General features: G+C 56.4%; 20 protein-coding genes. 7 read left to right on the top strand and 13 right to left on the bottom strand.

Annotation, left to right across the window (positions count from 1 at the left end):
* Positions 1–10: 10 nt before the first annotated feature.
* The 6 genes from AC2FFD_RS20575 to rfbF all read right to left on the bottom strand — a co-directional run bounded on the left by AC2FFD_RS20575 (position 11) and on the right by rfbF (position 6,529).
* A complete protein-coding gene (locus AC2FFD_RS20575; RefSeq protein WP_496873999.1) occupies positions 11–2,047 on the bottom strand; it encodes a B12-binding domain-containing radical SAM protein in 2,037 nt (678 codons plus the stop codon).
* Positions 2,048–2,165: 118 nt separating this feature from the next.
* A complete protein-coding gene (locus AC2FFD_RS20570; RefSeq protein WP_170347032.1) occupies positions 2,166–2,567 on the bottom strand; it encodes a GtrA family protein in 402 nt (133 codons plus the stop codon).
* Entirely contained in the window at positions 2,564–3,442 is an 879-nt protein-coding gene (locus tag AC2FFD_RS20565; protein ID WP_425080224.1) for an NAD-dependent epimerase/dehydratase family protein, read from the bottom strand. Before AC2FFD_RS20565 ends, AC2FFD_RS20570 begins: the two co-directional genes overlap by 4 nt.
* The gene (locus AC2FFD_RS20560) at positions 3,442–4,683 is read right to left on the bottom strand and encodes a methyltransferase domain-containing protein (protein ID WP_496873998.1); all 1,242 of its coding nucleotides are present in this window, start codon (positions 4,681–4,683) and stop codon (positions 3,442–3,444) included. The genes AC2FFD_RS20565 and AC2FFD_RS20560 overlap by 1 nt, the downstream gene beginning before the upstream one ends.
* Positions 4,680–5,759 (bottom strand): CDP-glucose 4,6-dehydratase, encoded by a 1,080-nt coding sequence (rfbG, locus tag AC2FFD_RS20555; protein ID WP_496873997.1) that lies wholly within the window; start codon positions 5,757–5,759, stop codon positions 4,680–4,682. The genes AC2FFD_RS20560 and rfbG overlap by 4 nt, the downstream gene beginning before the upstream one ends.
* A complete protein-coding gene (rfbF, locus tag AC2FFD_RS20550; protein WP_496873996.1) occupies positions 5,756–6,529 on the bottom strand; it encodes a glucose-1-phosphate cytidylyltransferase in 774 nt (257 codons plus the stop codon). Before rfbF ends, rfbG begins: the two co-directional genes overlap by 4 nt.
* Before the next feature lie 671 nt (positions 6,530–7,200).
* On the opposite strand from rfbF, the gene AC2FFD_RS20545 reads away from it, so the two are divergent.
* The 3 genes from AC2FFD_RS20545 (at position 7,201) to AC2FFD_RS20535 (ending at position 12,005) form a co-directional block, all read left to right on the top strand.
* The gene (locus AC2FFD_RS20545; protein ID WP_496873995.1) at positions 7,201–8,688 is read left to right on the top strand and encodes an NAD(P)/FAD-dependent oxidoreductase; all 1,488 of its coding nucleotides are present in this window, start codon (positions 7,201–7,203) and stop codon (positions 8,686–8,688) included.
* 472 nt (positions 8,689–9,160) lie between these two features.
* On the top strand, positions 9,161–11,128 hold the full coding sequence (locus AC2FFD_RS20540) for a hypothetical protein (protein ID WP_496873994.1): 1,968 nt from the start codon (positions 9,161–9,163) through the stop codon (positions 11,126–11,128).
* A gap of 229 nt (positions 11,129–11,357) precedes the next feature.
* Entirely contained in the window at positions 11,358–12,005 is a 648-nt protein-coding gene (locus AC2FFD_RS20535) for an FkbM family methyltransferase (RefSeq protein WP_496873993.1), read from the top strand.
* Between the two features lie 37 nt (positions 12,006–12,042).
* Here the strand turns inward: AC2FFD_RS20535 and AC2FFD_RS20530 are convergent, their stop codons facing one another.
* From AC2FFD_RS20530 to AC2FFD_RS20520, 3 genes are all read right to left on the bottom strand, one after another.
* Positions 12,043–13,068, bottom strand: a complete 1,026-nt coding sequence (locus AC2FFD_RS20530; protein ID WP_496873992.1) for a glycosyltransferase family 2 protein — start codon at positions 13,066–13,068, stop codon at positions 12,043–12,045.
* A complete protein-coding gene (locus AC2FFD_RS20525; RefSeq protein WP_496873991.1) occupies positions 13,065–14,558 on the bottom strand; it encodes a hypothetical protein in 1,494 nt (497 codons plus the stop codon). Before AC2FFD_RS20525 ends, AC2FFD_RS20530 begins: the two co-directional genes overlap by 4 nt.
* Before the next feature lie 184 nt (positions 14,559–14,742).
* Positions 14,743–15,453 (bottom strand): methyltransferase domain-containing protein, encoded by a 711-nt coding sequence (locus tag AC2FFD_RS20520; RefSeq protein WP_170347013.1) that lies wholly within the window; start codon positions 15,451–15,453, stop codon positions 14,743–14,745.
* Between the two features lie 631 nt (positions 15,454–16,084).
* On the opposite strand from AC2FFD_RS20520, the gene AC2FFD_RS20515 reads away from it, so the two are divergent.
* Positions 16,085–16,651, top strand: a complete 567-nt coding sequence (locus AC2FFD_RS20515) for a VPLPA-CTERM sorting domain-containing protein (RefSeq protein ID WP_496873990.1) — start codon at positions 16,085–16,087, stop codon at positions 16,649–16,651.
* A 59-nt stretch (positions 16,652–16,710) separates the two neighbouring features.
* Here AC2FFD_RS20515 and AC2FFD_RS20510 read toward each other — a convergent pair whose 3' ends face one another.
* The 4 genes from AC2FFD_RS20510 to AC2FFD_RS20495 are packed head-to-tail and all read right to left on the bottom strand — an operon-like array spanning position 16,711 to position 20,832.
* Positions 16,711–17,595: a glycosyltransferase family 2 protein gene (locus tag AC2FFD_RS20510; protein WP_480719026.1), complete on the bottom strand. Its 885-nt coding sequence runs from the start codon at positions 17,593–17,595 to the stop codon at positions 16,711–16,713.
* The gene (locus AC2FFD_RS20505) at positions 17,576–18,403 is read right to left on the bottom strand and encodes a CpsD/CapB family tyrosine-protein kinase (RefSeq protein WP_170347007.1); all 828 of its coding nucleotides are present in this window, start codon (positions 18,401–18,403) and stop codon (positions 17,576–17,578) included. The genes AC2FFD_RS20510 and AC2FFD_RS20505 overlap by 20 nt, the downstream gene beginning before the upstream one ends.
* Before the next feature lie 31 nt (positions 18,404–18,434).
* Positions 18,435–19,973, bottom strand: a complete 1,539-nt coding sequence (locus AC2FFD_RS20500; protein WP_496873989.1) for a GumC family protein — start codon at positions 19,971–19,973, stop codon at positions 18,435–18,437.
* 1 nt (position 19,974) lies between these two features.
* Positions 19,975–20,832 carry an ExeA family protein gene (locus tag AC2FFD_RS20495; RefSeq protein WP_496873988.1) on the bottom strand — a complete coding sequence of 286 codons (858 nt, stop codon included), beginning with the start codon at positions 20,830–20,832 and terminating at the stop codon, positions 19,975–19,977.
* A gap of 654 nt (positions 20,833–21,486) precedes the next feature.
* Between AC2FFD_RS20495 and AC2FFD_RS20490 the strand changes: the two genes are divergently transcribed.
* From AC2FFD_RS20490 to AC2FFD_RS20480, 3 genes are all read left to right on the top strand, one after another.
* Complete coding sequence (locus AC2FFD_RS20490) at positions 21,487–22,176, top strand: sugar transferase (RefSeq protein ID WP_496873987.1); 690 nt, start codon at positions 21,487–21,489, stop codon at positions 22,174–22,176.
* Positions 22,177–22,246: 70 nt separating this feature from the next.
* Positions 22,247–24,700 (top strand): tetratricopeptide repeat protein, encoded by a 2,454-nt coding sequence (locus AC2FFD_RS20485; RefSeq protein WP_496873986.1) that lies wholly within the window; start codon positions 22,247–22,249, stop codon positions 24,698–24,700.
* A gap of 115 nt (positions 24,701–24,815) precedes the next feature.
* Positions 24,816–25,427: a polysaccharide biosynthesis/export family protein gene (locus AC2FFD_RS20480; protein ID WP_496873985.1), complete on the top strand. Its 612-nt coding sequence runs from the start codon at positions 24,816–24,818 to the stop codon at positions 25,425–25,427.
* The last annotated feature ends 55 nt before the right edge of the window (positions 25,428–25,482 follow it).

Genomic DNA, 25,482 nt, shown 5'->3' with positions numbered 1-25,482 from the left:
GCTTGTGGGCCTATTCGACCGCCTGCTGGTTTTCGAGCGCTACGAAATCGCGTCTGAAATCATTGGCAAACATCGTTCGTGTGAACCGGCCCAGTCCCGAAGCGTGTTCACCAAAGGTGTTGATCCGGGACAGCAGAGTTGTTTTTATGCGTGGGTCGACCTGCGTCTGAAATTTGCGTGGCGCGTCGAACTGATGATCGGTCAGGGCGCCCTCGTATCCCGAATTCCGCCAGGCCTCGACATCGAAAGACGAGCTCCAGACGGGTTCGTGTTCCAGGGTTTCCGAGAAGGGCACATGCAGCATCACGGCGCTGTAGTAATTGATGATCGTGTCGAGCATCTCGTGCGCTTCGTGGTCGTCCTTGTCCAAAAGGTCGCTGATGGCCCGTTTCAGGAAATCAAGTGCTTCGTCCAGCACGATGAACCGGCCAATCATCGAATATTTGCTGAGCAGATTGCCCCCCAACTCGCCGCTGATCAGATCATCATAATTTTCCTGCGCCCAGGCGACACAATCGGCGCGGGTTTCAAACAGCTCCTGCTGGTTTTCCTCCAGATAACCGGCCACCGCATCCCGGAAGGGTTTGGGGGCCTGATCAAGAATGTCCTGCATATGCTTGACGATCAGGAAGGGCCGGATGCCACGGGACCGCGCCAGCCGGAAGGCTTCTTCGAAATTGTCTTCGTAATAGAAGATCGTCAGCAGCAGGTGGAAAACACGGGTGTCCAGATAATCCTGGAACGAGAAATTCTCGGACTGGACCACCATTTCCTCGGTCTCGACCACGGTTGGACCGGTATATTTGCCCAGGCATCGGGCAACCACGCGATGGAGGGTTTTGAAGCCGAATTTCTCGCGGCTGTCGGGATTGGCCAGGGGTGCGCCGTGCAGCAGCATCAACTGGTGCGCCGCGACCCGGCTGACGCCGGTTTCGATCAGTTGATCGACGGCATCCATGAAGGATTCCCTGGTTTCACCGGGCATGCACAGGATCAGCTCGCCATAGGATTGCATGCCCTTTGAATGCAGCTCCTGCTGTACCTCGGCATAGGTGTCCAGGCTGATATTGTCGCGTTTGATATTTTTCAGAACTTCCGGATTCAGCGACTGAACCGACGAGGTCATCGGCAACCGGCCCTTGGCTTTGCGCATCACCTTGATGATCCGGTCGCCGCGGTTCTTGCCCGTGGTGGTGCGGATATATTTGGGCCAATCGTACCGGTCCATCAGATGGCCCAGGTAATCGGCCACCTCTTCGTCCTGTACATACATACCGAAATTGTCGTCAGCAAAACAAAGCGGGCTGGCATGTTTGATACGGGCCACGATGTAATCCAGATCGGCCTTGGTGCGTTCAAACGAATGGCGGAAGACCTTCGAATTCGATTTGACCGCCGAATTGCAGAACGCGCAGGTGAACGGGCAGCCCCGTGCCAGCTGCATCAGTGCAAACAGGCCGGTGTCAAAGAACTTGTCCATCAGCCCGGCCAGATAGGGCGAGGGGATTTCATCCAGATCGCGGATGCGGGGCGGCTCGGCCCCGCGCAGGATCTCTCCGGTTTTTGGGTGCACGTAAAGCGCGCCATCGACGGCCTCTTCCCACATGCCTTCGCGTCGGGCGCCGACATCGATGAAGCGTTGCAGCGTGCTGAGGAACGCGCGCTCGCCCTCATAGGTGGGGCCGCGCACATGCATGTCGATCTGTGGCATGGTCCGGATCCAGCTGTCCTGTTCTTCTTCGGTCAGCGGGAAGTTGGGGCCGCCCATCAGGGTCAGGCTGTTGGGATTGACCGCCTTGACGTAGTTGGCAAAGGACAGGGCCAGATGGTGGTTCCAGGAATAGCTGGAAAAGCCGACCACATCGGGCGGAGCTGTGTCGACGGCCGCTTTGAATTCCTGCGGATCACGAAAGATCGCGACCTCGACCGGTGTCGGGCTTTTTGCATGAGCCTGGGCATAGGTCGCAAGATTTCCAACACCCAACGGGTAGGTGTCCGACGTGGCAGTAACGAGGTTATGTCCAAGATCAGCAAGATAAAGACGCATTGACGATTATCCTTCCAGCACTGGTACCAAATACATTTAACAGTCCATATCCTACTATATATCAGATGGACCGGTTACGGATCGAAAGTGTTTATGTCTGTAGTTTTTAGGCATTATATCAGACCTCCTGCTGCCACGGGAAGCGATCGGTCAGCGCCCGGGAAACAAGGATGAATGCCAGAACGGCCGCGGGCAGAACCAGCAGGCCCTGTGCAAGGATCGGATGCAGTCCCGTGCTCAGAAGAGCTTCGAGCGAAAAGGCGTTGAAAACGTAAACCATGACATATGCCAGCAGGTAGAAGGGCAATTTCCTGAACCCTTTGGTGTCGAATACGATCCGGGCGTGGGTCATGAAATTCCACAACACGCCGATCACGAACGAGATCGCAAGAGCCGCCTGTGCGGGCAATCCCGACAGGCTCAGAACCGAAAAAACCGCATACCCGAAGGCCGTATTCACGATGCCGACCAGGGCAAAAAGCATGAAGGATTGCTTGCGTAGAAAAGATGAAGATTTCATACGGCCTCCTCCCTTGACCGAAGACACCGGGCGACTCCGGAAGCAATGTCATATTGTGGCATAAAACCGGTCTCGTCCCGCAACCGGGTTACGTCCGCCGCCAGCCGGGGCGGATCGTCCGCCGCGCGGGCGATGGTGCCCAGGCGGATCAGATCGGGCCGGTGCATCTGGTTTGCCACTTCTGCAATCAGGTCTCGAACCGGGGTCGCCGTTCCGCTGGCGACATTGACCGGGCCGGTCAGATCGCTTTCCAGCACGCGCAGCAAGGCGCGGGCAAGATCATCGACATGCAGGAAATCCCGCTCCTGCCGTCCATCGGTGCAATCAACCGGCCGTCCCGCCCCGAGGTTTGACATCAGATCGCCGAACAGTCGCCCCGGCGGTTCATCCGGCCCGTAGACAAAAAAGATGCGGGCCCATGCCAGGGACAGGCCAAGTGTCTGCTGGCCCGCGCACAGTGCCAGACCGGCCCCGGCCTTGGCCGCCCCATAAAGGGTGCGAGGGCGCAGGGGGCTGGTTTCGACCAGCTCCGGTACCGACCAGTCATATTCGGCACAGCTTCCGGCGCAGATCGCACGCTGGCCGCCTGTATGCGCGAATTCCCGCACCAGATGCAGCGTTGCGGCCATCCAATCCAGATTGGCCCCAGAGGTCCAGCGGTCGCGCGCGCCGTCATGCCAGGCCAGATGCACCAGATGGCTGGCGCGGGCGGCGTCGAGGGCTGTCGTGGTGGCACCGGGGTCCAGCAGATCGCAGGTGATGTCGCTTGCCGGGTTGCGGCCCAGCGTCACCACCTCGTGGCCCGCCTCTGTCAGAGCCGTGGCTGTCGCGCGCCCGATCAATCCGGTTGCGCCCGTCAGCAGAACCCGTGCCATCAGCTGATCCTGATCTCTGGCACGGCGGTCACGAAGCGGGTGCCATGCGCCTTCAGGTCGGACAGCTGATCCGTGACCTCGTCCCGGATGTTCCAGGGCAGGATCAGCACGTAATCCGGCGGCGTCTCGCGCAGGGCTTCGACCCCGTGCACGGGGATATGGCTGCCGGGCAGCAGCGTGTTCTGCTTGGCCGGGTTGCGATCAACGCAGTAGGAAATCAGGTCGGGGCCGATCCCGGCATAGTTCAGCAGCGTGTTGCCCTTGGCGGCGGCACCATAGGCGGCAATGGTGTCCCCCCTGGCATTTGCTTCGCGCAGAAAGGCGAGCAATCCGTCGCGCAGCGCTTCGACCTGAATGGTGAAATTCATATAGCCCTCAGGCCGGTCGAACTGCGCCGCAGCCTCATCCGCGCGGACCTTGGCCAGACCGGGCCCTTCGCGGTGGCTGGCACCCTCAAGGCAGGCGAACACCCGCAGCGAACCGCCATGGGTGGGCAGTTCCTCGACGTCGAAGACACGCAGGCCCGCCTTGGCAAAAATCTTTTCCACCGCCAGCAGCGACAGATAGGAGTAATGTTCGTGATAGATCGTGTCGAACTGCACTTCCCTGATCAGGTTCAGAAGATGCGGGAATTCGACCGTATAGACCGCATCGCCGGTCAGAAGCGTGGCGATCCCGGCGACGAAATCGTTGATGTCAGGCACATGCGCCAGCACATTGGCCGATGCGATCAGCGCCGGAGGTTTCTCGGTCGCGGCCACCTTGAGGGCCAGCGCCTCGCCGAAATAATCGACCAGCGTGCGCACGCCTTTTTCTTCGGCTGCCGCTGCCACGCTGCCCGAAGGTTCGATCCCCAGAACCGGGATGCCTTTCTCGACGAAATACTGCAACAGATACCCGTCATTCGAGGCGATCTCGATCACCAGATCGTCTGGCCCGAGATCCAACCGATTTACCATTTTTTCCACGTAGCCCCGGCAATGGGCCAGCCAGCTGTCCGAGAAGCTGGAGAAATAGGCGTAATCGGTTGAAAATATCTCTTCCGCCGGCACGACATCATCCACCTGAACCAGCCAGCATTCCGTGCAAACACGGGCGTGCAATGGATAGACCGGGTCCGGCGTGTCTGCCTCTGCGGGGTCGACATAGGAATTGGCCAGAGGGGACAGCCCGAGATCGACAAGCGTCATCTCAAGGGCCGCGCCGCAATGGCGGCAGGTGGGATTGGTTGTGCCGGTCATACCTGTCTCATGCTCAGTGTTTCGAATTCAGCAATCTGGGCGTGGCACAGCTCGGTTGCCGGGGTGCCACGGGCCCAGCCCGCATACCAGCCTGCCGTCAGCCTGACGGTATCGTCAAAGCTCAGGACCGGGCGCCAGCCAAGCATTGCACGCGCCTGCGATACATCCAGCCGGAGCATTGTGGCCTCATGCGGGGTGTCTGCCGGGGTATCGATATCGATCCGGCCCTGTCCAAGTGCCTTGATGATCGCCTGGGCCACATCCAGAACCGGACGCTCATCGTCACGTTCGGGGCCAAAATTCCAGCCCGTCGCGAAGGCATCGCTTTGTTCGAGCTTCTGGGCCAGCACCATGTACCCCCTGAGAGGTTCCAGAACATGCTGCCAAGGGCGTATTGCGCCGGGGTGGCGCAATACGACACGCCCTTCATCGCTCAGGCAGCCGCGCACGATATCGGGAACCAAACGGTCTTCGGCCCAATCGCCGCCGCCAATGACGTTGCCTGCGCGTGCGCTGGCAACCCGGGCCGGGTGCGGATCGGCAGCACCCGGCGAATAATAGCTGCGCCGCATTGCTGCGACCGCTATTTCGGTTGCACCTTTCGATGCAGAATAAGGGTCATGCCCGCCCATCGGATCGGTTTCGCGATAGCCCCAGACCTGTTCGACATTCTCATAGGCCTTGTCCGAGGTGGCGACCACCACCGCGCGCAGGTTGGGCGCGGCCCGCAACGCGTCCAAAAGCTGAACCGTGCCCATAACGTTGGTCGCAAAAGTCTCGACCGGCGTGCTATAGGATCGCCGCACCAGCGATTGCGCGGCCAGGTGAAAGACGAATTCAGGATCGGTTTCCGCGATGATCCGGTCCAGGGCCACGCGATCATTCAAGTCACCGATGACCGACCGTATTTTGCTTTGATCCAGCAACGTCCAGAGATTGGGTTTCGTCTCGGGGGAGAGGGCATACCCGGTGACTTTCGCACCTGCCTCGGCCAGCCAGGCAGCCAGCCAGGCGCCTTTGAAGCCGGTATGCCCGGTAACAAGCACCCTGCGTCCAGAAAACGCGCTCGCACTCATTCCCAGATTTTCCACGGTGCGTTGCCTGTGGCCCAGTGCTCTTCCAGTTCCTGACGTTCACGAATGGTGTCCATGGGCTGCCAGAAGCCTTTATGTTCAAAGGCCATCAGCTCGCCATCGCGTGTCAGATTCATTAGGGGGCTGCGTTCCCAAGCGGTATTGTCGCCGTCAATGTAATCGCCCACTTTCGGGGACAGCACGAAAAACCCGCCATTGATCAGCCCACCATCTCCGACGGGTTTCTCGGAGAAATTCAGAACCTGGTTGCTTTGGAGTTCGAGCTGGCCGAAGCGGCGGGGCGGAGGAACTGCCGTGACGGTTGCAAGCTTGCCATGCGCCCGATGAAAATTGATCCCGGCACGAATGTCGACATCACCAACACCGTCGCCATAAGTCAGGCAGAACGCTTCTTCCTCTTTGAGAAGATGCATGACCTGCTTAAGTCGCCCGCCAGTCTGGCTGTCCTCGCCGGTATCGACCAGCGTCACGCGCCACGGTTCCGATTTACTGTTTGCAATCTCAAGCCCGCCATTGGCCAGATCGATCGTGACGTCTGAACTGTGCAGAAAGAAATTCGCGAAGTATTCCTTGATCACGTAACCCTTGTAGCCGAGGCAGACGATGAAATCCGTGATGCCGTGTGCCGCGTAGATTTTCATGATATGCCAGATGATCGGTTTGCCGCCGATCTCGACCATGGGTTTTGGAATCTTGACGGTTTCTTCGCTGAGCCGGGTTCCCAAGCCGCCGGCCAGAATAACACACTTCATAAAATCGCTCCCTCGTTAACAACGAGACTGGCTACCAATACACTCGTCTTAACCCGGATCTGGGCATATGGTCTTTTGCAAACATTCGCACGCATTAGGACGGCAGTGCTGCCACCCTGTCAAGATTCACAAGGCCACGAGTCGTGAGGCGCTGAATTTCCTGATGCTCTGGCGCTCAACCATACACAATGCGGGAAAAGTCACAGCATTGTTGATGCGCGCTTTCGGCCCGCCGATACAGTGAAGGACATCACAGACGCAGCCTGAAAAAAGCGGTCATGGTTCAGGTCAGGCGCCGTGCAAGGGGTGTATGGATCCAATCTATGTTTCGCTTCCGGGCGGGGAGTTTCGGCTGGCTGTGCCAGCCAGCAATCATCATTATGTTTCAGGGCATTGTGGAAAACGCGTGCTGTTTCGGGCGGTGTGAAAGACCGTCGGTTTCGCAAAACCCAAACCGGCTTTCGGTACAGGCGACCCGGTTTGGGTCTGCCATCGATTTGCAGAGAAGGACGCGAGTGCGGTTCGTCAAACGGAATGGTTGATTTTTCTGCACGGAAGGGGTGGAACTTAATACGCAGGAGCCCCGTTTCGGGGGCTGACAGGATTTTGTTGTGAATCTCGGATAACCTCTTGTAGCTTTAGGTCAGTGTTTTGGTATGGGTGTTAGTCATTTGAAAAAAGATATTGTTCCCGTTGTCGTCATTGGTGGTGGTCCTGCAGGGCTGACAGCAGCCTATGAACTTCAGAAACTGAGCGACACACATGTTCCCCGGGTGTTTGAAGCCTCGGATATGGTTGGTGGCATCTCACGAACCGAAACGCACAAAGGTTATCGCTTCGACATTGGCGGGCACCGGTTTTTCACCAAGGTGCGTGAGGTCGAAGAGATGTGGCACGAGGTGATGGGAGATGATTTCATCACCGTGCAACGCCTGAGCCGCATTTTTTACAGAAATAAGTTCTACGATTACCCGCTGCGTATCTTCAATGCCCTTGGCAATATCGGTCCCTACGAGACCTACAAGATCATCGGCAGCTTTGTGAAATGGAAGTTGCGGCCCAAGCCGCAGGAAGACACGTTCGAAGAATGGGTGATCAACCGCTTTGGTGGGCGGCTCTATATGCATTTCTTCCACAGCTACACCAAGAAGGTCTGGGGTATTCCACCGTCGGAAATCCGGGCCGACTGGGCCGCGCAGCGGATCAAGAACCTGTCCCTGCCCAAGGCTGTCTGGAACGCGATTTCGGGGGCCAATGACACCGCCAGCCTGATTGAGGAGTTCCAGTATCCACGCCTGGGCCCCGGCATGATGTGGGAAAAAACCCGCGATCTGATCAAGGAAAAGGGCGGTTCGGTCGAGACCCATTCCGAAGTGATCCAGGTGAACCGTGATGGCAATCGCGTCACCTCGATCGATGTGCGCCACTGGACTGAAGATGGCGAAAAACACACAGAACGGGTGGAAGGCACGGAGTTCGTCAATTCAATGGCCGTTCGTGATCTGATCCATGCGTTTGATCCGCCGCCACCGCCCGAGGTCGTCGAGGCGGCAGACCGTCTGCGGTATCGTGATTTCCTGATCGTGACTCTGATCCTGGATCACGCGGACCCGTTCCCGGACAACTGGATCTACATCCACAGCCCGCAGGTGAAGGTGGGGCGCATCCAGAATTTCCGGGCCTGGTCCGCGGAAATGCTGCCCGATCAGAACACCGCGTCGATCGGGATGGAGTATTTCTGCCAGAAAGGTGACGGGTTGTGGTCGTCAAGTGACGAGGATCTCAGACATCTCGCCAGTGAAGAGCTTGAAAAGCTGGGTCTGGCCAAGGCCAGCGATGTCATCGATCACGCGGTTATCCGGCAGCCCAAGGCCTATCCGGTCTATGACAGTGAATACAAGGACGCCCTGGACACGGTCAGCGGCTGGCTGAAGACGCTGGAAAACTTCCAGACCGTGGGTCGCAATGGTCTGCACCGCTACAACAACCAGGATCATTCCATGCTGTCGGCGATGTATGCCGCGCGCAATATTCTGGGCGAGGATCATGACGTCTGGGATGTCAATGTTGAGCGCTCGTATCACGAAGAGTTTGAAGCCAAGCCCAAGAAAAAGAACCAGACGTCTTCAGACAAACTTAGTAACAGAGCGGCGCTCTGAGCCGGGTTATTGATCATATCAGCGGTTTTTCCGCTGCCAGATAATCGGAGGTGACACTGACCAGGATAGTGCTGGTGATCCGGTACATGCCTGCTCTGATTCACAGATTGGGTACGTCGTGCGATCTTGCACGGCGTACAATTTAAGGCCTGTTTCCGTGCAGGGTGTCATCTGTGTAATCCGAAATTGAAAACAGGCTAGGCTTTTCTTTCTCATTGCTGAGGCCAACTCTGACGCCGAATACTGTACCTGCTCCTTTTGTTTTCAATGGATCGCCAATGCTGCTTAATTTGCCGTATTGATGTCGCATTGTAGGTGTAATTTACTCATCCAGAAGAAACTGACAAAGCAACATGACTTGCATGTTATCAACAAGTTGGTGGTTTAAAGGAACGGTATTCAGCAGGATAACGGGATATCCGCCATCGGTTAATTTTCACCTACTATTTTTAACGAGTTTATATAAGACGTGATGGTATTTCGCCTTTCTTTGCTTCTTATTGTATTGGCCGGTATCTTACTGGCCGGACAGGATATTGCGGCAACATTGTCTGCAAAGGCCGCCTTGGCAGATGGAGCATCCCCTTATTTCGTAGTGGATGACGCACTGTTTCTTTACATCTGGGTTCCATTGGTCACCCTGTCAGCTTCGGCGTTATTTTTGGCTCCGGGGCTGATATTGGCATGGGGTATCCGCGCGCCCGGTGATCGGTTCGAGCATTGGTTGCTCAAAGGGTTTACACTTTCCCTGTTCGGTATTCCCACCATTGCAGCACTGGTTCAGGCTGTCAGTGGCGTGCAGATGACGGAAGCAGCCTTCATCTTGCTGATCCTGCTGCTTTGCGTGCTGGGCCTTTATCTGTTTCAGGCCCGTTCTTTTGAGACAGAGATGTTTCGGGGCAAAGGCTGGGATGTAACCGGCATGATCCTGCTGCCTCTGGCTGTGCTGTTGCTGATGTCTCCGAAATTCTATTGGGAGGTGCTGAATGACGACGGCGCACACAGCTTTCTGAACGCAATGCTGTTTATGACCAAGGGTCTGCCATTCTGGCCTCCGAACTCTGGTACGATCGGAGGGTACCCTAGCCCCAAAATGATGACGGAGACATTCCTGCAATCCGGGTTTATGCGGATATTTGGGCCGTATGAAGTTTCTATTCGCCTTGCCTATCTGCCGGGTATCTCGATCCTGTTCGGGGTTATGCTGGCCTTTGTCCGCCCCACCAAGACACGCAGCAACATGCAGACGGTGTTTGGGTTGGGCATGGCTCTACTTTTGTTTTCTTTCGTGATGGCATTCAACCCATCTTACAATCCGTATTTCGCTGACATTGCTCTGCCTATGGTCCGCGAGCCGATGATCTTGCTCGGAGTACTGGGTTATATCTTGTTTTTCCAAGAGCAGAAGTTTGGCTGGATGGCGATTGTGTCCACGCTGGCCTTGTTTACTGCGCCGAATGGTTTTCTTCTGATCGGTTTTTTCCTGATATCTTATTTCCTTCTAACCCGCCCTTTACCATTCAGACAGGTAACAATCGGGGGGGGAATTGCCGTAGCCATCCTGGTTATGGCATCGCTGTTCGAAATTCTGTTAGACCGGCTGGGGTTGATGGGCTTGTCCACGGAGTTCAATACCAGCAGCATCCTGAACCGCCTGCGTTTCATTACGATCTTTGATACCGGACGGATCCTGTTCTGGTTATTGCCCTGCGGGATTCTGCCCGGTCTGGCCTTGCTGGCCTGGCCTTGGCAGGACAAGTTGTCCAGAGCGCTGACACTCTCCGTCATCGCGTATGTTTTGTTCTTTTATGTGCAGGCTTACCGCATTCTGCCACATCATTTCGTGCCTGCAGCGATCATACCGCTAATCGTATTCTGGCGCCTGCGCCTGGTTCAGGCGGCCCCTACACTGGCGCTTGTAGGCGCACTGGCCGGGCTGGCGGTCAGCGTTTGGATCAGCTGGCCTGAAACGTTGCGCCCCTTTACTTTAACCCGGCATCTGGGCCATCGCATCGCGTTCGAGACCGATGCCGAGCCATTTCCCGATGTGGAGGAAATAGGCACCGTAGAGGGGCTGATCGACGAGGCCTTTCCGCCGATCTGGACACAGGCCGAGCTGGAAAAGCGCTATATGGCCGGGGCGCTGTCCGTTTACGTGTATGCCAGGATAATGACACCGAATGACACTGCGGCAGACTATTTCGTTCGAGCAGTGGATACGCCATTACATGCTGATGAAAGAATAATTGGCGATGCGATCGACGGTCAGGTGTTGGTGACACGGGGCAGTGCGATTTATGAAAGCGATCTGCACAACACCCAGGTGCCGGTCAGTATCGCCCCAGTCTATCGTGTGTCATTTGACATCATTTTCGGACGCGGTGTGCGCGAAACACCGCATCCGGTCTGGGATATCGCAAAGGTTTTGGGACTGAGATAGTCGGTGACTGTGAAACGATGTATTTGCCCGCAAAAAACGACAGTGGGCAGTTAAGTGGAGAACTTTATGAAGCAGAATCTTACCAAGCTGGTCGAAGCATATCCGCTCCTCCAGAAGCCAGCCTATTTTGCGTATATTGGCGTCGTCAGTGCTCGAAATCTAAGTCGCCGCTTCGCGATGAACAATCTTGGTTACCTGCCCAAACGCGTCTCGGACCGGGGGGCAGGATATGTGGGTTATAAACGAAGTTTATAACGGCAAGCGCAAGGGCTTTTTTGTTGAACTTGGCGCGGCTGATGGGTTTTCAGATTCCAACACGTTTGTTCTGGAAAAGCATTATGGCTGGAACGGGCTGCTGATCGAACCGAACCCTGTTAATTACCACCGGATCACTCACTGGCATCACCGCACGGCAACCCCGGTTCCGTTAGCAGTCGACCCCGAGCCCGGTCAACTGGAATTCATGATCGACGGCCAGCGTAGCAGCTTGCTGGTGGATGAGGCCGACAACATGAACGAACGCCGCGCCTCGAAGCTGACCAAGTTTCGGGAAAAAGGCAAAGTCGTTACGGTTGAGGCCGTGCCGCTGGACGAGGTGTTCGATCGCTATAAGGCACCAAAAGACATCGACTATTTCAGCTTGGATGTGGAAGGGTCGGAAACACGAATTCTGCGTGATTTTCCGTTCGACAAATACCGCTTTCTGGCAATGACCATTGAGCGCCCGACGCCGGAACTGAATGAATTGCTGTTTGCCAACGGTTATCACTTTGTACGCAACTCGCTCTACGATACATTCTATGTTCATGAGCGCAATCCGCGTTTCGATCAGGTCGAAAAACTGCCATTTGAACAATTGCCGGCAAAACAGTTCTGATGTTTGACCTCAATGCTCTGCCATGTCACACGGGTCTCTAGCTTCGTGTGACGCGCAGCTTTTGCTTTTGCCCCAGTATGTGATATTCGAACAGGCACCAGACGTAGGTGGTGGCGGAATAGACGTAATAGACCTGATGGTAGAGCAGACACTTGAACGCAAACCACGGCCCGCCATGCCCGGACATGGCGCGCACCAGATCCAGATTGGCGACAAAGGCCGCGGCCAGTAACAGAAGGGGCAGAGGCCAGCTTCCGGGCCAGAACGGCAGGGCCAGAAGCGACAGCAGCAACAGCCCGGCAATTGCGGCCCGTGCCCGCTCGGCCATCGAGGTGTTCAGGTCATCGGTCAGCCCCTCGCGCGAGATCATCAGCCGGGCCCAGGGCAGGGCGCGGCAGAAGATATCCGTGCTCAGGCTGTTGCGGATGGTCCAGACTTTCAGATGTTTGCCCTGCAACTGCGGCTCGACCAGGATGCGGCGGCCGGTGGCCGCGATCCGGTAGCCCAGTTCGATATCCTCGATCGAGGGGACCTCATAGGTTTTTACGTCGAACCCACCGACCTCCAGAAACACGTCGCGCCGGATGGCGCCGCACCCGGCCCAGAAGGTGCGCGCCTCGCGGCGGGCCCGTTGATGGTGATAGCGATGCAGAAGGTTCTTGTAGCGTGAAAACCAGGCCTGCCCGTCCGGGGCATCATCATAGGATCCGAACACGGCACCGACATTGTCTTCGGACATCGCCCGGCGAATATGTTCCGGGCCATCGGGCCAGGCGATGACATCGGAATCCACGAACCACAGGATATCGCCCGTGGCCTGCTGGGCGGCCAGGTTGCGGGCGGCTCCGGGACCGCCATTGACGGGCGTGGCCAGAACGGTTGCGCCCATTTCCCGTGCCAGCGCCGCAGTGCCGTCCGGGGACTGGTCATCCACCACCAGAACCTGCTGCACCTGTCCGGTATTCAGCATTTCAATCAATGGGGGCAAAACGCGCGGCAGCAGATGTTCGGCGTTGTAGGCCGGCATGACCACGCTGATGGAAAGGGATTGATCTGAACTCACGAAGGATCTCCGGCAATGATACGCGAAGCGCCTGAGCGCTGAACAAGGAAAAGAAAGGCCGCTGTAAAGGGCAACAACCACATCACGCGCGCGCCGTAACGATCCGCGGGTTGAGATACTCCTCCGCAGACCAGAGCGTTGACCGCTATTCCGATCAGGATGAACAGCGCAAACAGCTTCATGTCACGCGACACACGACCCGGCCGCAGCAGAACAAACACGATAAAGGCAAAAGACACGGCATAGATCGCGCCGTGCACGATATCGGCCGTTTCTATCCAGCCCCTGTCCCAGGCCAGATTCCCTTTCTGAATCAAATCGTACTGCGCCTCGTCGAGGCGAGCCAGGGTGCGCGCGTTGGTCAATTCCACATCCGTCGGAATTGTCATGTTGACGCTATAGCGCATAATCTGGTGATAGCCGTTTTTGGCCAATGCGAAAGACGTCGCAATCGGCCTGGACAGGAAGACTGCCTTGGCAAAGTTCCCCTGTGCCAGCGCCACTTGTTTTTGCTCCTCCGGCGACAGCAGACGGAACGACCCCAACTGAGAGGAGCGCTCGAAAATGATATGGGATGCGGTCAGTCTGTAAGGGTCATCCGACCATGAAAGCGCCTCATGCAGCGCGCAGGTTGGTATACTTGCATCCGGGCAGACATCCTTCAGATAGTCCATCCCCGGCCCGTCAACGATAAGCCGCGCAGTGATATGCGGGGTATAGACAACTTCCTTGTTCATCTGGGCTTCAACGGTGATCTGGAAGGCCTTGCGCTCGGCCGCCGCAAGCGTCAGGAGCATCACCATCAGGACCGTTGCGCGCCAGCGCCCCGGCATCCTGCGACCCAGAGCCGTCAGGGCGACAAAAGGGATCATCAGCCCTGTGATCGCCAGATGCGACGGATGCAGCACAATGCAGAACAGAGCCAGCCCCGAGATCAGAAAAAGCTCCCAGAGGCGCATTGTCTGCCCAAAGGCGGTGAGTGCGGCAATCGCGATCAGGAGAATTGGTGCGAATATGTCCGGCATCATATAGGCGATGTAAAACGGCAAAGAGGTGCTGGCCGCCGCCAGAAGCGGGATTGCCGTCATCAGCATTGTGTTCTGCGCACCGCCCAGAGACCGGCCCGCCGTCCGCGCCAGCATCCAGGCTGTAAAAAGCGTGGCAGCCAGATGGATGACCGGAACAGCGTAAAGGGCGTCGGCGCGAAAAAACGCGGCCATGATGAGGCCATAAATCAGCGAGCGGGAGCCGGTTGCAGTCCCGTCCTCATCTGCGGTGTAAGTGCCGCCTGTCGTGCTGGTCTCGTTCACCGGCGGCAGAAGGCTGTTGAGGGCCACGCTGCCCTGCCGGATGTAACTGCCTGTGTCAAAATAATAGAGCGGACCACCGTTGACCAGAAACACGGACAGGCAGGCAAGAACCGCCAGCGTGGCCAGCAGGGCCGACCGGGTCTGCAAGGCCAGTTTGTCCGAAGGTGCCGATACGCTCATGTCATTTCCGCAGCATTTGGTCTGGTCTCGCGGGATGCAGCCACATCTGGACCGGGCCCGATGTCCGGGCGCGTGTCATTGAGATTTGAAACAGACGTGTTCATCAGCGTTCCTGGCTGCCTCTGTCCAGCGGGCTGTGGGGCCGAATTCCACTGTGGCCACCGCCCAAAATCGCGTTAAGCAATCATTTGATAGCAAGAAAACCTTCGAAACAAATATACTTCTGAATACTCATCACATCCTTGAAACCGGCCCGGCCCAGCAGATCCAGATTGCCCTGGGTGGAAAATGGCTCCAGCACGCTTTTCAGGCTGCGCGCCTTTTCGACGATTTCCTCGCTTGAGAATCCGTTGCCGATTTTGAATTCGTTGTAGAGCTGAGTCACAAGATCTTGAAACCGCGCATCCGGCCCCCGGACCTTTTCGAACATGACAAACGCACCGCCCCAGTTCAGGGTGTTGTAGATCTTGGTGAACAGTTCCTGCCGGTACCGGGGCGGGATGAACTGCATTGTATAATAGCTGACGATCATGTCCGCCTTTTCCATCTCCATATGACGGGCATCGTCATGAAGAATGGAAATGTTCGGGACGTCCGCGCAATGAGCTTCGGCGACCTTCACCATTTCGGGTTCGACATCGATGCCGATCCAGCGTGCGTCCGGCTTTCCCGCATTGTGTTCTGCCAGCTTGCGGATCAACTCTCCGGTCGATGTGCCGATTTCATAGCAGAGACTGTCATTGCGGACGAAGAAATCGGAAACCTGACAGATCAGGCCGTGACCCATTTCATAAAGAGGAACAGACAATTTGATGTGGTCTACAAACGTATCGGGAACACTGCCCCCAAAGGTCCAGTTCGCATTCTCAGCGGCTATGTTCTGGCCAACGCCCATGCGCAATGTCTCCTCGCTAAATAGGCAGGCACAATAGACAAACGGCTAAACAAGGGCTTCCGATTGAAAATGCGTGCCTGAACTTGGTACAATAACAATCCAAAGCTACACGAAACTTTCGGACCGTCGAAGAAGAAATATGGCGGAGCCCGGGTTTGTGGCCTTTTTCCCTTCTGTCGCGATCCGCAGGGCCCTTGTCGCGGGCCGAAAGTGGACAGTGCGCTGAAATGATTTGTATTGTTTCTTGCCTTGTGCGGCACGGGGGCGCCCGTCATGTGAAAAGACGTGCCGGCTGCATTTCATGACAGAGTGATCGGGCGTGGTTCTGCATTGCCTGAACCGGTTCGGATTATGCTTGGTGCAATGTGAAAACGCTTGGAATCGCCGGCAAGTCGGCATGTTCTCCAGACGCAGATTCGCCTTATTCGGGTGATTCTGGTTCACGATAGGGAAACAAACTGTAACTCAGGTATCCATTGTGCCGGACAATGGGCCCTTGCGACAAAAAAAAGCCACAATTCCGAGGAAAATCCTTCGCAATCAAATGGAAATGAATTATTAATAATTGCAGTAGGTGCCCTGCCGGGATTTCGAGCGGGTTGTGTTATAAAAATCAAAGGTGGGACTTTGTATGTTTAAAAGTTTGAAAATGATGGCGGCAGGGATTGTTGCTGCTGTGATGATGGCCGGATCGGCCAGCGCTCTGACCTCGGTGTCAGCGGGTGGTGGTCCTCTGCTGGGGGGTGGATATGACATCACCTCCGACACGCTCTTCTCCGGTACGGTTTCCACGATGGGTGGACCTGGAATGTACGCAGTCAACTTCCAGTCGCCCCGTGATCCTCTTTTTGGTGTAGCGAATGCTTCGATCACTGTAAATTTGCTGGGTACCTTCACGGCTCTGACAGTGAGCTGGGTCGACGCATTAAATCCTGCCAACGTATTGGCATCAACGTCGGTTCTGGGCGGTGTTCAGACGACACTCAGCACACTGTTCAGCAGCGTCAGCCCGAACAGCTTGAGCCAGAATTTGGTGTTCAGCTGGGCCAACTCTCAAGGGGCGACCGATGCCAATGGCAATCCGGTGCCGGTTACGTTTGATTTCGACGTCGCACCAGTTCCGCTGCCCGCCGGTGGTCTGCTGCTTCTGACAGCGCTTGGTGGTTTGGCTCTGACGCGTCGCCGCAAGGCCGCCTAAGCGACACACAAACCTGACAAACAGGACAAGGGGCCGTTTCGCGGTCCCTTTTCTTTTGATCAGATGTCGCCACCTGCTGCCTGGCGCAACATCCAGATCATCCGCTGACATCTGAGCCGGAACAACGTGATGACCGCCCGACTGGTTTCGCCCGCCGAGGCCAGCTTGTCGCTGGTAAGGATTTTCGGGGTATGCACAATTGCACTGGCCGGCATGGCCAATCCACGGATCGCCCACCGCATGCGCGCGGCGGCGTTGGTGCCATGCAGCAGATATGCCTCTTGGGTCGTGCGCCGCCACTTGGCCTTGAGGGCGGGCCAGTTCTGCCGGGATGGATGGCTGACACGAAAGTCGTCCCGGTAGATCAGGCTATACCCGCGCGCGACCGCGCGCATGGTCCATTCCCGATCTTCCGAGACACCGTTGATGAACCCGCCGATCGCATCGAACACATCGCGCCGGGTCAGCAGGTTGCCGGCGCCGGAAAACCCTTGAACCTCGATATACCTGCGGAAGTTGAATGCAAAAACGGCCTCGAACGCTTCTGCGCCGCTGCGCGGGGGCGGGGTTTCGTCAAAGACATCTACCCGGCCACCAATCAGATCGGCTTGATCCGCGACCTGACGCCCGACGCTCAACCAGTCCGGCGCGGGTACGCAATCGGCATCGATGAAAAACAGCCGGGGCGCCCTGGTTTCTGCAACCCCGCGATTGCGGGCATGGGCCGCGCCCTTTTGGGTTTCCACCACGAAACGCACCTCGGGGAAGGCCTGGCGCATCGTGTCCAGCGACACCGGAGAGTTATTGTCAACGACAACGATTTCGGTCGCCGTCAGATCGTTCTCTCTCAGGGCAAGAAGACATCGTTCCAGCCGGGGCAAATCGTTGTAATGGGGAATGATCACCGCATCGGCCGGAGCCGTATCAGTAGGATCCGTACTCATTGCCAAACGTCCCGCTGATGTATCGGCATTTGTTCAGCACGATCCCCATGACGCTGGTCAGTTCCGCCAGTTGCTGTTCGGAAACGTCGATATGGTCGATGCTGGTTTCTTCGGCCGCAGCCAGAAGCAGGGCACAATCGACATTCCTGAGAAAGCCGTGGCTGTCATCGCTCATCATCAGGGGGGGCGTGTCGAACAGAATGACGTCGGGTTTGTAATCCGCCTCGAGCTGTTCGAGAAATTCGATCGCCCGTCGGCTTTGCAAGATTTCCGCCGGGTTGCGCGTGGGCGTGTAATTCAGCCCGAAAATCACGTTCTTGCCATACCGCAGCGCATGTTCGTGAAACGGCACCGATCCCTGAATGACGTCGGCCATGCTGTGGTTGCCGGTTTGCTTCAGAATCTCGGCCAGCCCCCTGCGCCGCATGTCGAAATCGATCACGATCGTCCGCAGATCTTCCTGCCGCCCCAGGCTGAACGCCAGGTTGGCCGTCGTCGTGCTTTTGCCGCACCCGCTGTACGGGGAGGTCAATGCCACCCTGCGCCATTTGTTGGACAAGATCTGTTGCAGCATCTTGGTCCGCAACATGTCATAGGGGGTGGCGTCTCCGCCGCCAGCAAGCGATGCAAGCCGGTTGCGCACTGCAAGTTTGGGGTCGATCTGTATCTCGGGCACGCTTTGCCACCGGGCGTCACGAGCGTCTTCTGACGGGGCATGACGGGGCGGTTGTTCCATGACCGGCGGCGGGCTTTCGCGGCTCTGCCGTTCCTCGCGCGCCTTTTGAATCGCTTTCTGAAGACGGTCCATCACACATTCACCAAATCAATCGAAACAATACTCACCAGTATGTCTCCAGTTTATCCATCACTCTCTCGGTAATAAGATCGAGAGGCAGGTAATAGGTATGCACTGCCCAGACCCCGGCCGGCACTCCGATTAGAATGGCCAGTATGATCCCACCCCATACCGCGCGCTGCATCAACACTTCACCGCGGGACGGAGCATAGGGAATAGTGGCGATCGGCCAGACATCAAGCTTGCTGATCAGGTCTTCGGGCCGACGCACGGAGCGATTCAGGATCTCCAGCAGGACCACAAGCCCCAGCCCCAGTGCGATGCCAAAGGCAGCGCCCCCGCCGGCGATCATCAAGCGGTTTGGCTTGGCCGGCTCGCTTGGCGTAGAGGGATGCTCGATGACGGAAATACGTTGCCCCTGGGACGTGACTTCGATCCGTTCCCCGGTTGAAGCATCGGCCAGGCGACTGATCGCGACGTTGTACTGGTTCTGAATATTGTCGTGTTCGCGTTGCAGTTCTGCAAGCGTGATGGCGTTGGCCGGGGTCTGGTCAATCGTCAGGGTCAGCGCGTCGAGCCTGTCCTGAAGCACCCGGCGCTGATCTTCGAGCGCTGCAATCTGCGAGTCGATCTGCGCCAGTTGCAGGTCAAGGGATGAATTTCCCGTCTGGTTAGATGGCGCCGGGGCGTTTGCTTGTTCGGCAGCTACAACTTTCTCAAGCTTTTCAATCCTGGCGCGCAGCAGTTTGATCTGCGGGCTGTTCTCGGAATAGACCACAAGCTGATTGTCGAGCTGTGACTGCAGCTGACTTAACTGCTGTTGTGCCGGGGTCTGGTTTTGTTGCGGAGGCCCGACAACCTGCCCTGTCGAACTGAAGATATTCATGAGATTTTCCCGCTGTGACTTAAGGGAAAATATCTGCTGATCCGTCTGTTCAAGATTGGTCTGCAATGCCCCTTGCTGCGCCAGCCTGAACTGCAGACTGTCGGGGAGCGCATCGGAATTATCATTCTTGAACTCGAGAATGCGGGCGCTGCGTCTGCTTAGCTCGTTGCTCAGGCGGTCAACTTCCAGCTGGAAAAAGGCCAGCGTGTCGGTCGCGCGCTCCTTGCGATACGAGACGTCCAGCTTCTGGATTTCCGTCAGATACGCATTCAATACACCAGCTGCGATCGGACCGGTTCGCGCCTCGAAACTGATGGTCATCAGGTTGGCCTGATTGAGACCGCTTGAAATCCAGATCGAGGTGTTCTTGCGCATGGCTTTGACGATCTGGTCAGGGCTTGCTTCATCCTGGTCGGGCAGCACCTGAAACTCGCGCGCAATTTCCAGAAGGATCGGACGGGTCAGCAGGCGCTGTTCGATGATCTGAAGCTGTTCCGCCGCGGGTGTCGTGACGGTGCTGGCCGCCAGGTTGCCCGGAATCTGAGGCGATTCAACAATCAGGCGCATGGTCGAGACATACGTGGCAGGCAACGTTCTGGCGACAATGAATGACGCTACAGACACGATCAGGGCGACGATCAGGAAATACGGAAACCGTCTCAGGAAAATGGAAAAGTAATAGCGAACCGGGCCCATATCAGACTGTCAGCTCCTTCTCGAGTGAGTTTCCGCCAAAGAACACGCCATCTTTGACCACCTGCTCTACAACCTCTTCATCCACCTTCTCGGCCTCATTCGTCCAGGCATAAAGCAGGGCAAAGTCGCAGAACTGGTTCACAAGTCGCGGAACACCGCGCGTTTGCTTGAAAATCTGCTTGCAGGCCTCTTCGGTGAACTCATCGCCTGAACCGCCAGCCGTTTTCATCCTATGCCTGATATAGGCTTCGACCGAAGACTCATCCATCCGTTCAAGATGAAAACTTGCGGCCACGCGCTGTGTCAGCTGGCGCATCTTGGGATCAAGAACCATGTCGCGCAATTCAGGCTGACCAACCAGAACAAGCTGGATCAGCTCATCCGTGTTCGAGTTGATATTGGTCAGCATCCGGATTTCTTCCAACCCTTCGACGGTCAGGTTCTGCGCTTCGTCAAAGATCAGAACCACACGCCGCCCTTCTGCATATTCCGCGACCAGGAAATCCTGTAATTCCCGGAACAGCTGTACATAGGGGGCGTCGTTGTCGATTGGCAGGCCTAAAGCGTGCAGGACCCATTGCAGCAGCTCTCCTCGGCCGCCTTGGGCATTCGAGATCAGCCCTACGGTGATCGACTGCTCCATCTCGCTGAGAAGATGCTGTACCAGGGTGGTTTTTCCGGCCCCGATTTCCCCGGTCAGCACGGTGATGGGCGCACAGCTCATGATGCCGAATTGCAGGACCGAGTAACCGCGCTTGTGCAGCGGCGACCAGTACATGAATCCGGGATCCGGAAGCAGCGTGAAGGGCCGTCGGTCAAGCCCGAAATAATCTAGATAAAACCCGTCGCTGGACGCCATTGCACCTCGGTTGCCTTCTGCCTTGTCAAACCTCGTACTGGCCCCCCGGAGATTATCCAAACTCATACTCTGAACCACCAGAAATCCCTTACACAAAGAACACATCACAAAACAAAAAGTACTTGGGTACTAGTTTGTCACAAAATCAAGATAGCAGGCACCACTAAACTGCACACGCGGTGAATTGACCTTTCCGCTTTCTCAATCTGAGGTGATCGGTGCGATTGTTTCCGTTGCGCCCATATTGGGTTGACCGAGAAAGAGGCGACCAGAACCTGGTGTGATCACACATTAAAAAAGATTCTAAAGGTGGAAATCAAACCTAAAGGGTGAAATTTTCGCTCATTGTGTCCCGTGAGGAAACGAAAATTCATGAATTTTCGTCGGATCAGCTGGGCGCAGCTTTACGATACCGTAAAAAAGCACCTGTATTCAGCAACCAAAGAACACGTTCGCCCGCATTAATGTTTTGCAAGGCAGGTGGAATTTGTTAACAGTTGGATACGGGAAAGCGGCCTCGCAAGTGAGTAAGTGCAGGGCCGAAGTGGTATAAAAATATAAGATTTTAAATATATGTGGTTGAGGTCGAGCGTGTTCGGTTCGTAAGTTTGGTGAGTGGTTCGTGAGTAATTGTGTGTGTTGGGGGTTTAAATAGTGACAAGTCATTCGAAAGAAGTGGCCAACGCTGGCGCGGGCTACTCCGGCATTTCTGTTGTGCCTGCCGCAGTGTCATATCCAGGGATATACAGAAGCGGAGGCAAGCGTCTTTTTGACATAGCGTTCGCAGTGCTTGCAGCGCCTTTTGTCGTGCCGGTGGTGCTGTTGCTGGCTGCGTTTCTTGCCTGTCAGGGCGTGACCCCGTTTTATCGGCAGGAACGTGTCGGCAAGAATGGCAAAGCCTTCAAGATGCTTAAATTGCGCACCATGGTCCATGATGCTGAAGCCGTGCTTCAGGAACATCTGGCGAAGAACCCCGAAGCCCAGGAAGAATGGGACCGTGATCAGAAGCTGCGCAATGACCCGCGTATCATCAAGTTCGGAACTTTCCTGCGCAAATCCTCGATGGATGAGCTGCCGCAGTTCTGGAACGTTTTTATCGGTGAAATGTCCGTGGTCGGCCCCCGCCCGATGATGGTGAACCAGAAAGAACTTTATCCTGGAAAATTCTATACCGCCATGCGCCCCGGCCTTTCGGGACCCTGGCAGGTTTCGAAACGCAATCAGTCCACATTTGCTGAGCGTGCGTTTCACGATACCGAATATTGGAAAAGCATGTCGTTCAGCACAGATGTTTCAATCGTGTTCCGGACCATCTTTGTTGTCCTGCGCGGCACGGGTTGCTGAGAACGGGCCATACAGCCGAACAGGTTGATTGGTTGTATGCTTTTTCCTTGAGTTTTGCAGGAGAACAGCAATGAGCTGGATCGTACCTCCTATTGGCGCACGGCTGATCGCGGCCCTTTTTGCGGCGGCGCTCCTGCTGAGCGCATGCGACTCGGCCGAGGAACGGGCCGAAGCGCATTTCCAGGCCGGGCTGGCCCATCTGGAAGCCGGTGATGTCGAACGCGCACTTGTTGAGTTCAGGAATGTTTTCAACCTCAACGGCCAGCATAAAGAAGCACGCCTGACCTTTGCCAGGGTGGAGCGCGAGCGCGGCAACATCTCGGTTGCATATGGTCAGTATCTGCGGCTGATAGAACAGTATCCAGACAACCTTGAGGGCCATCGCAACCTTGCTGAGATGGCTCTGGAAGTGGGGAATTGGGAAGATGTCAGGCGTCACGGCGCATTGGCAAGCGCTCTGGCTCCGGATGATATCGAAATCAAATCCATCAATAACATGCTGGCTTATACCGACGCTGTCAGGGATGGGGATTTCGCAGGTGTGGACGTCGCCGTCCATAGGGCCCGCGAGATGATCAAAAGCCATCCGAAACTGATGACCGCGCGCCAGATCGTAATTGACCATCTGATCCGCGATGAGGACTGGCCCGGTGTTCTGGAGGAAACAGAGGTGGCCATAGCCACCGATCCAATGGAAGAAAGCCTTTATGGAATCCGGCTCCGCGCACTTCAGGAACTGGATATGCCCGCAGAAATCGAGGCGTTTCTTCGGCAGATGGCCGTGACATTCCCTGACGATGAGGGCGTCGAGCAGTTGCTTGTGGAACACTATATCGATCAGGGGAATCTGGATGCGGCAGAACAGATGCTGCGGGCCGAGGTGGATCCGCTTGCTGAAGATCACATGCCGACACAGCGGCTGATCGCCTTTCTGAACGATAACCGCGACTCTGCGGCGGCCATTGCCGAGCTGGATACGATCATCTCTCAGAACGGCCCGAACACGTTCCAATTCAAGACGGTGCGTGCAGCGCTGAAATTCCGATCGGGTGATGAACAGACCGCGATCGCCGAGATGCAGACACTGCTGGAAGGGGCGGAAAGAAACATACAGACCCGCGCCAGTGAGGTAGAGTTTGCCCTCATGCTGTTCCAGGTCGGCCAGCCTGATGAAGCCCGTGCTTTGGTTGAAAAAGTCCTGTCCGAGGATGCAGCTCAGGTCAGCGCTCTCAAGTTCAAGGCGTCCTGGCTGATTGACGAGGACAAGACCGGCGATGCGATTGTGCTTTTGCGCGAAGCGCTCGGTCAGGCACCCCGCGACCCGCAATTGATGACCCTGATGGCCCAGGCGCATGAGCGCAACGGAGACAGGGAACTGATGGGCGAGATGCTGGCGCTGGCGACGGAAATTTCCGGGAACGCACCGGACGAAACGCTGCGCTATGCCCGATTTCTGATCGCGGAAGGTGATCTGGTGATCGCCGAACGTGTTTTGGCCCAAGCCCTGCACCAGGCTCCGGAACATTCCGAGCTTCTGCTTCTGTTGGGAGAAGTATATCTGAGCATGCAGGATTGGGACCGCCTGGAAACCGTCCTTGATGCCATCAGGGATCTGGACAGCCCGGGAACACGACGCTCTGCGAATGAGCTCAGGGCGCATATGCTGGCCGCACAGCAACGCACACAGGAGCTGACCTCTTTCCTGAACGAGCTGGCGGATGATCCCGAATTTGGCCTGCCCGCCGATATCGCGCTTGTTCGCCTGATGCTTACAAAAGGGCAGACGGTCGAAGCCTTCACCCATCTTGACCAGTTGCTTGCGGAAGACCCAGATTCTTTGCCAATCCGTCTGATCAAAGCCCATGCGTTGATCAGTGAAGGCGACCGCGGTGAGGCTGAGCAGCTCTACCGTGTCATTCTTGAGGAGTATCCGACTACGACGCGGGCATGGATTGCGCTGCACGGATTGGCAACGGAACGGAACGCGCCCGATCAGGCCAGGGAAATTCTGACCGAGGCATTGGCCAATCTGCCTGAAAACCCGGCCTTGCTCATGCTGCAGGCGACGGATTACGAACGCAGCGGAGATCTGGACCAGGCAATCGCAACATACGAAAAGCTTTATCCGATCACCAATCGCTCTCTGATTGTAGCCAACAATCTTGCAAGCCTGCTGACAACATATCGCAACGATGAGGAGAGTCTGCGGCGCGCACAGGTTTTGGCGCAACGTCTGCGTGGCACACAGGAACCGGTCTTCCAGGAAACATATGGCTGGGTCGCCTACCGGGTGGGAAATTATGAAGAGGCCGCCGCCTATCTTGAACCTGCGGCAGCGGCGTTCCCTGAACATCCCCTGGTACTATATCATCTGGGAAAAACATATGCGGCTTTGGAGCGGAACGAAGATGCGCTGCGTCTTTTCCATAAGGCCAGGGCTTTCAGCGGGGCTTCTACGGAAATCGCGTCATTGGTGGAGGCTGAGATTGAACAGCTGAACGCTGTACCCACCAACAGCCACTAACACAGAGCCAATGATGCCGCTGCATTTCTGCCGCATCTTGTATGTATCAGACTCCCTGCTGATTGTTTTGCAGCTTGTGGGAAGGCATAAGTAGGAAAAAGTGAGAGATTTGAATATGCGTACAGTCCTCGGATCATTAATCGCTCTTGTCATTACCATGATCGTGGCCACCGCATCATGGGCGCAATCCTATCAAATCCAACCGGGTGATGCGCTGCAGGTTGAAGTTCTCGAAGACCCCACCCTGAATCGGACCATCCTGGTTCTGCCGGACGGGTCCATCAACTTTCCGCTTGCCGGCTCGATCCGTGCGGCCGGCCAGTCGACCAGCGGATTGAGCGCGTCGCTTTCATCGGCGTTGGCCTCGAATTTCAATACGCCGCCGACAGTCTTTATTTCAGTGGCGTCGCTGGCTCCGCCGCCGCTTCTGGGCGGACAGGCCGCATCCGGACCAACCATCGATGTTTTCATCATGGGTGAGGTCAATGTGCCCGGCAAGCATCTGGCAACCGAAGGCACGACAATTCTTCAGGTTTTGGCTCAGGCCGGTGGTCTGACCAATTTCGCGGCTCGCAAGCGCATCGAATTGCGCCGGGCTGACAGTAAAACAGGCGTGATGAGAAAATATACCTATAACTACAAAGGCTCGGGCGGTGGCATCCAAGGCAATACAGTGCTTAGACCCGGAGACGTGGTTGTCGTACCAGCACGCCGCTTGTTCGAATAGGGGCTGATACAGGTGGGGAAATCCAGGAGCAGGCTGTCCACCATTCTGGGGGGTG

Source organism: Ruegeria sp. YTSC002 (assembly GCF_059609845.1).
Note: the sequence above shows the minus strand (reverse complement) of the source record. Positions and strands in the feature narration are given on the sequence as shown.